The organism is Arthrobacter sp. S39 (genome assembly GCF_004320525.1).
GTDB lineage: Bacteria > Actinomycetota > Actinomycetes > Actinomycetales > Micrococcaceae > Arthrobacter.
This window is the reverse complement of record NZ_SIHX01000006.1, coordinates 339,682-350,700: the sequence shown is the minus strand read 5'-3', so window position 1 is coordinate 350,700 and position 11,019 is coordinate 339,682. Positions and strand designations below refer to the sequence as shown.

General features: G+C 67.0%; 13 protein-coding genes. 5 read left to right on the top strand and 8 right to left on the bottom strand.

The features are described from left to right. Positions 1-220 precede the first annotated feature (220 nt). Both EYS21_RS14695 and EYS21_RS14690 read left to right on the top strand, forming a co-directional pair. On the top strand, positions 221-418 hold the full coding sequence (locus EYS21_RS14695) for a hypothetical protein (protein WP_131133962.1): 198 nt from the start codon (positions 221-223) through the stop codon (positions 416-418). 106 nt (positions 419-524) lie between these two features. Next, entirely contained in the window at positions 525-1,361 is an 837-nt protein-coding gene (locus EYS21_RS14690; RefSeq protein ID WP_131133935.1) for an alpha/beta hydrolase, read from the top strand. Positions 1,362-1,433: 72 nt separating this feature from the next. Here EYS21_RS14690 and EYS21_RS14685 read toward each other — a convergent pair whose 3' ends face one another. The 4 genes from EYS21_RS14685 to EYS21_RS14670 all read right to left on the bottom strand — a co-directional run bounded on the left by EYS21_RS14685 (position 1,434) and on the right by EYS21_RS14670 (position 5,267). Beyond that, positions 1,434-2,603 (bottom strand): acyl-CoA desaturase, encoded by a 1,170-nt coding sequence (locus EYS21_RS14685; protein ID WP_131133934.1) that lies wholly within the window; start codon positions 2,601-2,603, stop codon positions 1,434-1,436. Between the two features lie 13 nt (positions 2,604-2,616). Continuing rightward, positions 2,617-3,714: a ferredoxin reductase gene (locus EYS21_RS14680; protein WP_131133933.1), complete on the bottom strand. Its 1,098-nt coding sequence runs from the start codon at positions 3,712-3,714 to the stop codon at positions 2,617-2,619. A 214-nt stretch (positions 3,715-3,928) separates the two neighbouring features. Continuing rightward, positions 3,929-4,132 carry a hypothetical protein gene (locus tag EYS21_RS14675; RefSeq protein WP_131133932.1) on the bottom strand — a complete coding sequence of 68 codons (204 nt, stop codon included), beginning with the start codon at positions 4,130-4,132 and terminating at the stop codon, positions 3,929-3,931. Positions 4,133-4,232: 100 nt separating this feature from the next. Next, on the bottom strand, positions 4,233-5,267 hold the full coding sequence (locus EYS21_RS14670) for an LLM class flavin-dependent oxidoreductase (protein WP_131133931.1): 1,035 nt from the start codon (positions 5,265-5,267) through the stop codon (positions 4,233-4,235). Positions 5,268-5,375: 108 nt separating this feature from the next. Here EYS21_RS14670 and lhgO point away from each other — a divergent pair, with 108 nt between their 5' ends. The 3 genes from lhgO (at position 5,376) to EYS21_RS14655 (ending at position 7,430) form a co-directional block, all read left to right on the top strand. After that, positions 5,376-6,578, top strand: coding sequence for an L-2-hydroxyglutarate oxidase (lhgO, locus tag EYS21_RS14665; protein ID WP_131133930.1), 1,203 nt, complete (start codon positions 5,376-5,378; stop codon positions 6,576-6,578). Positions 6,579-6,680: 102 nt separating this feature from the next. Continuing rightward, on the top strand, positions 6,681-7,085 hold the full coding sequence (locus EYS21_RS14660; protein WP_131133929.1) for a DUF202 domain-containing protein: 405 nt from the start codon (positions 6,681-6,683) through the stop codon (positions 7,083-7,085). Between the two features lie 12 nt (positions 7,086-7,097). Then, positions 7,098-7,430, top strand: a complete 333-nt coding sequence (locus EYS21_RS14655) for a DUF202 domain-containing protein (protein WP_131133961.1) — start codon at positions 7,098-7,100, stop codon at positions 7,428-7,430. 21 nt (positions 7,431-7,451) lie between these two features. Here EYS21_RS14655 and EYS21_RS14650 read toward each other — a convergent pair whose 3' ends face one another. The 4 genes from EYS21_RS14650 to EYS21_RS14635 are packed head-to-tail and all read right to left on the bottom strand — an operon-like array spanning position 7,452 to position 11,019. Then, a complete protein-coding gene (locus EYS21_RS14650; protein WP_131133928.1) occupies positions 7,452-7,850 on the bottom strand; it encodes a hypothetical protein in 399 nt (132 codons plus the stop codon). Positions 7,851-7,874: 24 nt separating this feature from the next. Beyond that, positions 7,875-9,140 (bottom strand): amidohydrolase family protein, encoded by a 1,266-nt coding sequence (locus EYS21_RS14645; RefSeq protein WP_131133927.1) that lies wholly within the window; start codon positions 9,138-9,140, stop codon positions 7,875-7,877. Beyond that, positions 9,137-9,625 (bottom strand): GAF domain-containing protein, encoded by a 489-nt coding sequence (locus tag EYS21_RS14640; protein WP_131133926.1) that lies wholly within the window; start codon positions 9,623-9,625, stop codon positions 9,137-9,139. Before EYS21_RS14640 ends, EYS21_RS14645 begins: the two co-directional genes overlap by 4 nt. Then, positions 9,625-11,019 (bottom strand): MFS transporter, encoded by a 1,395-nt coding sequence (locus EYS21_RS14635; RefSeq protein ID WP_131133925.1) that lies wholly within the window; start codon positions 11,017-11,019, stop codon positions 9,625-9,627. The genes EYS21_RS14640 and EYS21_RS14635 overlap by 1 nt, the downstream gene beginning before the upstream one ends.

Below are 11,019 nucleotides of genomic sequence, written 5' to 3'. Positions count from 1 at the left end.
CAACCAAGCCCTCATCGCTCTCGCACGACGACGCTGCGACACCCTCTTCGCCATGCTCCGCGACGGCACCCTCTACCAAGCAAAACACCCACAGCAGCTTGACGAAAAACATAGGGACACTCTCACTAGTCCGAGCGTCCGGGGGTGGGGGGCTCTGTCTGGATTCCGGTTAACGGCGCATACTTGGACGCACAGGCGGCCACGGGCGTTGGAGGACACCATGAAGTTTCTCGGAGCACTGATTGTTATCTGGCTGATCATTGGAGGAATCGCCGCCTGGCAGCGCGGCTACTTCGGCGGAGCCCCCGGTTCCTGTGCCGAGGCCGGAACGGTGGCGGTGACCATCGTCGCAGGACCCTTGAACTACATGGGGGTCAACCCGCAGATTGTCTGTGACCTGCCGCAGCCGTCCCAGTAACGAGGTCCTTGGTGCCGCGCCGGGCGTTGCCTAGAGTGGGAAATGCCGGGCGCGGACCTTTCTTGCGCCGGGAACCTGATTCCGAAGCCTCGAAAGGACCGCCAAGATGGCATTCGTCACCGTTGGAACCGAGAACAGCACCGATATTGAGCTTTATTACGAAGACCACGGGAGCGGCCAGCCGGTCGTCCTGATCCATGGCTACCCCTTGGATGGATCCTCCTGGGAGAAGCAGACAGCCGCCCTCCTGGACGCGGGCTACCGCGTCATCACCTACGACCGCCGCGGTTTCGGCAAATCCAGCAAGACCACCACGGGCTATGACTACGACACCTTCGCCGCGGACCTCAACACCCTCCTGACCAGGCTGGAACTCCACAACGCTGTGCTGGTGGGCTTCTCGATGGGTACCGGTGAAGTTGCCCGGTACCTGAGCACCTATGGTTCGGAGCGCGTTTCCCGGGCGGCCTTCCTCGGATCCCTGGAACCGTTCCTGCTGAAAACGGACGACAACCCCGACGGCGTTCCGCAGGAGGTTTTCGACGGACTCACCGAAGCGGTCACCGCTGACCGGTACGCATTCTTCACGGAATTCTTCAAGAACTTCTACAACTCGGACACCTTCCTGGGCACTCCCCGCCTCAGCCAGGAAGCCGTGAACGCCAGCTGGAACCTCGCAGCCGGAGCGGGGGCCACGGCTTCGGTCGCGGCCCAGCCCACCTGGCTCACGGATTTCCGCGGGGACATCCCGCGGATCGATGTCCCCGCGCTGATCGTCCACGGCACGGCGGACAACATCCTGCCGATCGATTCCACCGGGCGCCTGTTCGCCAAGGCCCTGCCCAGCGCCGACTACGTCGAGATCGAGGGGGCCCCGCACGGCCTGCTGTGGACGCACGCCGCGGAAGTCAACGACGCCCTGCTCGCGTTCCTCAAAAAGTAGGCACCAACAGGACAGCGGAGGGGCCAGGCATGGTGCCTGGCCCCTCCGCTGTTTACTGCAATGCCGCCTGGATCAGGCCCGGGCCGCCTTGCCGGGCAGCGCCAGCTTGAAGACCTTGGCCCAGGACGAGCCCACCTGCTTCAGCAGCGGACCGGTGGTGTACTTCAGGCCGTAGCGCTGGCAGATCTCGCGGACCCGCGGAGCAACCTCGGCGTACCGGTTGGACGGCAGGTCTGGGAAGAGGTGGTGCTCGATCTGGTGTGACAGGTTGCCGGTCATCAGGTGCATGAACTTCGAACCGGAGATGTTGGCGGAGCCGATCATCTGGCGGACGTACCAGTCGCCGCGGGTTTCGCCTTCCACCATTTCCTCGGTGAAGGTGTCGGTGCCTTCGGGGAAGTGGCCGCAGAAGATCACGGCGTGCGCCCAGACGTTGCGCACGGCGTTGGCCGTCAGCGTGCCGTAGAGGGCCTGCTTTCCGGAGCCGGTGAGCATGGCGACGGCGGGCGTTGCGGCGTAGTCCTTGGTGAACTGGGTGATGACCTTCCGGCCGAGGGCCTTGAGGTCCTTGTTCAGGGCTTCCTTGGACTTCTTGCCTTCCTTGTACTCCGTCAGCTCAAGGTCGTAGATGGCAATGCCCCACTCGAAGACGGGTGCCAGGATGGCGTTGAACAGCGGGTTGGCGAGGTTGATCGGCTTCCACGGCTGGTTCTCGTCCATGCGCAGGAGGTTGTATCCGACGTCGTTGTCCTTGCCGAGGACGTTGGTCCAGCGGTGGTGGAGGTCGTTGTGGGTGTGCTGCCAGGAGCGTGAGGGCGTGACGAAGTCCCATTCCCAGGTGGTGGAGTGGATGTCCGGGTCCCGCATCCAGTCCCACTGGCCGTGCAGGATGTTGTGGCCCAGTTCCATGTTTTCCAGGATCTTGGCGAGGCTCAGCAGCGTGGTGCCGGTGACCCAGGCAGCCTTGTTCTTGCTGACCAGCAGTGCCGCGCGGCCGGAGATCTCCAGCCCGCGCTGGATCTTGATCATGCGCCGGATGTAGGCGGCGTCGGAGGCGCCGCGCTTGGCGAGGATCTCGTCGCGGATGGCGTCGAGTTCGCGGCCCAGCTCAGCGACCTGTTCGTCGGAGAGGTGCGCTGCGGCGGGCGGGCGGACTGACGGGCTGCCGGATTCGGCCAGCGCGCCGGGGCGCGTCTTTGCCGCTCCGGTGGGTGCGGTCTTGTTTTCTGAAACTACTGACATGCGGAGATGCTCCTCAGAGTTCGAGGTTGACGGGTCCGGCGGCTGCCGAGACACACGTTTGGATCAGTTGGCCTGGTTCGCCATGGACTTCGTTGGTGCGGAGGTCTCGGACCTGGCCGGCCAGGAGCGGGGTCAGGCAGCTGTGGCAGATGCCCATCCGGCAGCCGCTGGGCATCAGCACCCCGGCGTCCTCGCCGACATCCAGCAGGGGGGTGTCGCCGTCGGCGTCCACTTCCCGGTCGGATGCTTCAAAGGTGACCAGGCCGCCGTCGTGCCCCACGCCGCCGGCGAACGCGGTGTTGAACCGTTCGATCATGAGGTTGCCGGGATCACCGGCGATCGCGACGTCGGTGCCGGGGGCCCCGGCGGTGAGGGCGGCCTGCTTCCAGAGCGCCTCGGCGTCGTCCAGGAAACTGTCCGGACCGCAGGCGTAAGCAGCGCGTTCCTTCCAGTCCGGGCAGAGGTCGTCCAGCTCGGCGGGAGTAGTGAAGTCCAGGCGGCCCTGCTGGCCGGTGAACCAGTGCGCCAGCCGGAAGTTGGGGAACTGGTCCGCGAGTTCCGCCAGTTCCTCGCGGAACAGGCTGTCGGAGGGCGTGCGGGCCGAGTGGATGAGCACGACGTCGGCGTCCGGGCGCCGCGGCACGAGCGTACGGATCATGGACATCACCGGAGTGATGCCGCTGCCGGCGGTGACCATCAGCAGCGGCCGCGGGTGCTCCGGCAGGACGAAGTCGCCCTGCGGAGGTGCCAGGAACAGGACGTCGCCCGGCCGGGTGGTCCGGACCAGGGTGCCGGAAACGGCACCGACGTCCGTGACGGTGATTGCGGGGTCCTTGCCGGCGGGGGCGCTCAGTGAGTAGGAGCGCCAGTGGCGGACGCCGTCCAGCTCAACACCGATGCGGGCCCACTGGCCGGCCAGATGTGAGTGCCAGCCGCGGCCCGGGCGGAAGAAGATCGTGGCCGACTGGGCCGTCTCCTGCACGACACGGGTCACCACGCCGCGCAGCTGGCGCGCCGAGAAGACAGGGTTGAAGAGCGCCAGAATATCTTCGGGCGCCAAGGGCGTGGTCAGTACAGAGGCCGCCTGGGCCAGCTGGCGTAGCCGGATCATGCAGTCAAGCCTAAAGCGGCGCGAGCCATATTTCTCTCTCCCGTCATGACCGTTCCGCAGTCACGCTGTGATGGACGCTAAGCCCCCAAGCCGCATTAAGAATAACGGCTGACGTCCGTGGATGGTTCCACTGGGGATTTTAGTAAGGTTACTGGTTATTCGCCACTGGGGCTGCCGCGGCCGGGGTGCGGGGCCGACGGCGGGGTCCGCCTCGTCAGCGGACGTCGCGTTCCTGGAATTCCTCATCGAGGTCGAAGTGCCTGAATTCGGTCTCCGGGTTGGGTTCGCCGTCGACCACGTATTCGTAATCCAGCTGGCGCTGGACCTGGCTGTCCAGGATCTGCAGGGTCTGGTCCGGCACAACGGAGAGATCTTCCGGGAAGTCGTCGTCCGGAGACAGGTGGAGCTTGTCAGACATGGGAGCCTCTCTGGGCCGTCAGGATATCCGGGCCGCAATGGCCCGTACCCTCTCAGGATATTCCCTCCCGGGCAGATCACACAGCGGAATCCGTGCCGGGTCAGGAACGGCCGGGGCTCCATCCGGCCGCGGGTGCGATGTACCGGGCGATGTTGCCGAGCATCTTGGCGTTGAAGTCGACGCCCAGCTGGTTGGGTACAGTCACCAGCAGCGTGTCCGCTGCCTGGACAGCGGCGTCGGCTGCCAGCTGCTCGGCGAGGATATCCGGGGAACCGGCGTAGGTCTTCCCAAACCGTGCCGTCAGGCCGTCGATGACACCCACCTGGTCCCGGCTGTCGCGCAGGGCACTGCCCGCAAAGTACCTGTTGTCCTCGTCATCGACGATCGGCAGGATGCTGCGGCTGACGGACACGCGCGGCTGGTGGCTGTGTCCGGCGGCGGCCCATGCGTCGCGGAAGAGCTGGATCTGTTCCGCCTGCAGCTGGTCGAAGGGGACGCCGGTGTCCTCGGTGAGCAGCGTGGAGCTCATCAGGTTCATTCCAAGGCTTGCCGCCCAGACCGCGGTCTGCCGGCTCCCGGCTCCCCACCAGATGCGCTCCTGCAGGCCCGGCGCCTGGGGCTGGACGGGCAGCAGTCCCCTGGTTCCGCCGGCGTAGCGCGGGTCCGCTTCCGCCACCCCTGCCCCGCTGATGGCCTGGCGGAACAGCTCCGTGTGGCGGTGGGCCATGTCCGCGTCAGTTTCTCCGGGGCCGGGTACGTGGCCGAAGGCCGCGGCCCCGTTCCGGGCCGGCTCGGGTGAACCACGGCTGATGCCCAGCTGCAGCCGGCCGCCGCTGATCAGGTCCGTGGCCGCGGCTTCCTCGGCCATGTAGAGCGGGTTTTCGTACCTCATGTCGATCACGCCGGTGCCCATCTCTATCCGGCTGGTCCGGGCCGCGATGGCCGCCAGGAGGGGGAACGGGGACGCCTGTTGCCGGGCGAAGTGGTGCACGCGGAAGAAGGCGCCGTCGATCCCGAGCTCCTCCGCTGCGACCGCCAGCTCAATGCCCTGGAGCAGGGCCTCGCCCGCGGTCCGGGTCCGGGAGCCCTGGCCGGGGCCCCAATGGCCGAAAGAGAGGAATCCGATACGCTGCATGTAGGGCCCAACCGCCCCGCGGGCCTCCGCATTCCCGGCCTGCACAATGCAGGACGCGCGGGTGTGCCGCTCTGGCCGGGGCCGCCGCAGTACTGGAGAATCTCAGGCATGAAGCATTCGGATTACTGCGTGGTGGGCGGCGGCATCGTGGGTCTGGCAACCGCGTATCAGCTGTTGCGCAAGGACCCCGGCGCGTCCCTGGTCCTGCTGGAGGCTGCGGACACGTTGGCTTCGCACCAGACCGGACACAACAGCGGCGTCATCCACTCCGGTATCTACTACGCCCCGGACAGCCTGAAGGCCCGCTTCAGCAAGGCGGGCGCGCAGCAGACCAAGGACTTCTGCCGGGAACACGGGATCCGGTACGAGGAGCCCGGCAAGCTGCTCGTGGCCACCACGGCCTTGGAATCCGAACGCCTGGCGGCCCTCGAGGAACGGGCAGCCATCCACGGCCTGGACTGTGAGCGCATCGACCAGGCCGGGCTCCGCCGTCGTGAACCAAACGTCGCCGGGCTGGGCGCCCTGTTCATCCCCAGCACCGGCATCGTGGACTACCCTGCGGTGGCCCGTAAACTGGCGGAGCTGGTGACGGCGTCGGGCGGGCAGGTGGTCACCGGCGCGCGGGTTTCAGCCATCAGGGAGACGCCGGACGCGGTGGTTGTGGCGACGCCGGAGGAGGCGTACAGCTGCGGCCGGCTGGTGGTGTGCGCCGGCCTGCAGTCGGACCGGCTGGCGGAACTGGCCGGGCTGGACACCGATGTCCAGATCATCCCGTTCAGGGGCGAGTATTTTGAGCTGCCCGCGGAGAAGTCCGGCTACGTACGGCACCTGATCTACCCGGTTCCCGACCCTGCCCTGCCCTTCCTGGGCGTCCACCTCACCCCCACCGTCGCGGGCACCATCACCGTGGGGCCCAATGCAGTGCTGGGGCTGTCCCGCGAGGGTTATCCCAAATTCTCCGTGAATGTCCGCGACGTGGCACGGTACGCGCGGTTTCCCGGCCTGTGGCGCGTGGCCCGGGCCCATGCTGCCACCGCTGTCAGGGAGGTCCGGAACTCGCTGTTTAAGGGCAGCTACCTGAAGGAATGCCAGAAGTACGCCCCGGGCCTGACCGCCGCGGACCTCCTCCCGTACGAGGCAGGGATCCGTGCCCAGGCTGTCCGCCGGGACGGCACGCTGATCCATGATTTCCTGCTGGCCGAGACGGACCGGATGATCCATGTGCTGAACGCCCCCTCCCCCGCGGCCACCGCCGCACTGCCCATCGGCGGGCACCTGGCGTCCAAGGCTGCGCTGAACCGGACCGCCTGACACACGGCGGGCAGTCAAACACACGACGGCGGCGCGTCACCGAAGCGGTCGGGGCGCGCCGAAGCAGCGGGGCCGGGGCAGGCCAAAGGCTAAACTGTCCCCGTGTCCACCAACCAGCCACCGTCCGCCGATCCCGCGCCACCGCACCGCGGGAAAATCGCCGAGCGGCTGCTCCCGGGCGGCACCGAGCCCGATCCCCGCTTTACGCTGGCCAATGAACGCACCTTCCTGGCCTGGATCAGGACGTCCCTGGCGCTCCTGGCCGGGGGCATCGCCATCGAGGCGTTCACTGCGGACCTGTTCCTCGAGCCCGTCCGCAAGATCCTGGCGGTCCTGCTGCTCCTCCTTGGCATGCTGCTGAGCGGAGGCGCCGCGGTGCGCTGGATCCGGGTGGAGCGGAGCATGCGCAACAAAACCCCGCTCCCGCTGCCGCTCATCGTGCCTCTGCTGGCCGGGGCAGGGGCGCTGGCCGCCGCCGTCGTCCTCATTTTTATCCTCTGGCGCTGACCCGTGCCACGCATCAGGCAGGCAGTGCCCGGCCCGCACGGGGACCCGGGCCTGCAGCCCGAGCGGACCACGCTGGCGTGGGGCCGGACCATGATGGCGCTGGTGACGGTCAGCGCCATCTTCCTGCGCTGGCTTCCCCATCACGGGCTCCCCATCCTGCTGCTGTTTGCCGTCTCAGCCGCCGCAGCCGGCGCCATCTACGTCACCCAGCGCCGCCGCTACCGCGCCAGCGCCCGCGGGATCAGGCAGGAAGCCGTCGACGCCGACACGTCCGCCGTCCTGTGGACCGCGGGCGCGGCGGTGGCGTTGGGAGTCCTCGGCATCGTGGTGGTCCTGGCCTCGTAGGACCGCAGCACCGGCGCAGGTTCAGAACATGGGCAGGATGAACCCGACGATGAGCGCCACCGTGCCGACGCCGGTGAGCAGCCGCCCCACCACAACGGCGGTCTTGCCGGCCTCTTCCGGCGTGGCGGTCTGCCATTGGGTGGGGCGTTTGGGGTGGTAATAGATAGGAAGCGTGTCCCCCACGGCCATGTCCTTAATGTCGTGCGGCGACATGGGCGCGTGATGGATCCGGTATTTATCGTCAAACCACCGGAAGCCGGTGCCGCTCGCATCCGAATAGACGACGCCCTCGGCCACGGTCCACGGGTTAACAAAGCGCCGCAGGATCCCTGCGTACACCAGGAGCATCAGCCCGGCAGGCAGGCATAACCAGGTCAGCATCTCCAGAATGGGACCTGCCATATCGAGCGCAGTGGGCATACTCAAGATGCTACAGGGATCCGGTTAACGCTGGCTGACCACGGCCCCGTCCTGGACCAGGACCTCGAGGTGGTCGGCGATGTCGGCCAGCACCGCAATGTCCGCCAGCGGGTCGGCGGACAGCAGCAGCAGGTCAGCGTCCGCCCCGGGGGCCACGACGCCGATCTCCCCTTCGCGCCCCAGCAGCTGTGCCGCCGTCGTGGTGGCTGAACGGATGGCGTCGATGGCCGGCTGGACCTTGCCCAGCAGGCGGAACTGCTCGTTCTGGTGGCGGTGCATGCCGCCCAGCAGGTCCGATCCGAAGGCCATCTTGACGCCGGCCTCGTGGGCGCGGGCGATCGCGTCGAGGCCGCTGGTCAGCACGGAGTCGACCTTGGCCCACATCTCCTCGGTCAGCCCGAATTCCCGGCCTTCCTCCTTCAGCGCCCAGTACGTCACCAGCGTGGGCACCAGGAAGGCGTCCTTCTCCAGGAACAGGCGCAGGCTTTCCTCGTCCAGGAGGTTGCCGTGTTCGATGGACCGGACCCCGGCCTCCAGCGCGCGGTTGATGGCCCGCGCCGTGTACGCGTGCGCCGCCACGTAGCGGTTGGCGGCCTCGGCTTCCTCCACCGCGGCGCGCATCTCCTCCATGGAGTACTGGGTGGAATCGATCCGGTCCGTGGGGGACGAGACGCCGCCCGAGGCCATGATCTTGATGTGGTGGGCACCCTTGCGGATCTCATCGCGGGCCGCTGCCCGGACGGCGTCCACGCCGTCCGCCACTTTTCCGATGCCGCAGCAGCCGCGGCTGTTGGGGTCATGGTCCTCGCCGGGGAGCCGCATGTCGCCGTGGCCGCCGGTCTGGCTCAGGGCGTGCCCGCAGAAGTGGAGCTTGGGCCCTTCCAGCAGGCCTTCGCTTTGGGCGCGGGCCAGTCCGAAATCGGCCCCGGACAGGTCCCGGACGGTGGTGAAGCCGCGGCGCAGCATGGCGCCCATGATCCGCGCGGTCTGGGCGTAGACATACGACGGCGGCGTATACGTCAGCGACCGGAAATCGGCGCTGGAGGCCACCACGTGGACGTGGGCATCAATGAGCCCGGGGATCACGTACTTGCCGGTGCCGTCGATGGTCCGGGCGCCGTCCGGTGCCTGCGCGTCCGGTTCAACGCTGTGGATCTTGCCGTTGACGCTGACGACGTCGGCAGTACGGTACGTGCCCGCCGCAACGTCCAGGACGCTGGCGTTGCGGATGACCAGGGCGGGTTTGGCAGTTGCGTCCGTTGTGGGGTCCTGTGTGGGGGTGCCGGTCATGACAGGGCACGGTCCTTCCTGGGGGTTGCGTTGGGGTGGGAGACAAAGGCTTCGGCCAGCGCCGCGGAGTCCGCTTCGACGGTTGCCGCGGCGGCGGAGACGCTCTGGGCGGTGTACGTTCCTTCGGCGTCCAGCAGGGCCAGCACGCCAACAATCGCGCCGTTGTTGAGCACGGGGAGGTTGATGACTGCCCCGCAGCCCAGGGAACGGATGAGTTCGACGTCGGTGAACACCTCCCGGAGGGCCTTCAGGTCAGCGGCCAGGAACGGCTTCTTTTCGGCGATGACGGCGTCCAGCCAGCCGGCGGAGATTTCCACCGTTTTCTCGGCGCCCACGGGATATTCGTCCGGATGGCTTGTGAAGATCCGGCGCAGCGTGGACGTTTCCGGAATCCACTGGAGGGCAGTGAAGAGGACTACGCCGGGATCGGCGGCCAGCGCGTCGAAGGTCCGCCGGAAGACGTCGTCGTGTTTTGTGTGCGCCATCAGTTGCCCGCTTCGATCTTTGTGTTCCTGAAGGTGGTGGGTCCGGCGTTAATGTCCTCCAGCGATTTGCCGGCGGTGGACGCACCGAAGATCACCACGCCAAGGACACCGATGGTCAGCACGATGGTGGTCATGGTGAACACCCCGCCGAAGCCCAGTGCCACGGAGAAGATGCCGATGATGGACGGGGCGAGGATACTGCCGATGCGCCCTACGGCGCTGGCCAGCCCGACGCCGGTGGCCCGCATCCAGGTGGGGAACAGTTCCGGAGTGTAGGCGTAGACGCCGGCGTAGGTGCCGTTCAGGAAGAAGGACAGGGTTGCCGCGGCCACGAGGATCATGCCCGAATCCGAGGACTGGCTCAGCCAGAACGCGCTGAGCGCGGATCCGGCCAGATACAGGGCAATGGTGTTCTTGCGGTCGATCCGGTCGTTGAGCCAGGCGGCGGAGAAGTACCCGGGGATCTGGGCCAGGTAGATGATGATCGAGTATTCGAAGCTCTTGGTTACGGTGATGCCGCGGCCCACCAGGAGGGTGGGGATCCAGGAGAAGAAGCCGTAGTAGGAGAAGGTGATGACGAACCAGATCAGCCAGATGACGGCCGTACGGCGGCGCATCTGCCGTGACCACATGAACTTCAGGGCATTCCAGATGTTGATCTTCTGCTGGTGCTTGGTGATTTCCTCTTCGCCGGGCTGCAGCGGTGCAAGGTCCTTGCCGGTTGCCCGGACCACGCTTGCTTCGAAGCGTTCCACCACCTGTTCGGCTTCAGCCACGCGGCCGCGGCTGAGCAGGTAGCGCGGGGATTCGGGCAGGCTGCGCCGCCACCACAGCAGCAGCAGGATCGGAACGGCCGTGATGACCTGCGCCCAGCGCCAGCCGTCCTCACCGAGGGGGACCACAAACCGGCCGATCAGGGCCGCGCCGACGAAGCCGAAGGAGAAGAAGCCGGCGAGCGTTCCGATGAACCAGCCGCGGCGCTTGGGCGGGATGAACTCTGACAGGAACGGGGCGATAATAACGCTCTCGGCACCGGCGCCCAGTCCGGCGAAGATGCGGGCCACCAGGAAGACGTCGAAGTTGGGCGAGAGTGCCGCCACAACAGACATCACACAGTAGAAGGCCAGGGCCCACAGCATGACTTTCTTACGGCCGAACCGGTCCCCCAGCCACCCTGCCAGGATGGCACCGAAGAAGAATCCGAGCGGCGCCGCGGAGCCCACCAGGCCCAGGCTCGCGTTGCTCAGGCCCCAGAGTTCCTGGATGCGCGGCAGGAGGAACGCCACCACGGCGCCGTCCATGCCGTCAAACGAGTAACCGAGGCCGCCGATCAGAAGAAGCTTGTAGTGTGGTCGACTGAGCGTCAGCCGGTCCAGACGTGCGGTAAGAGACAT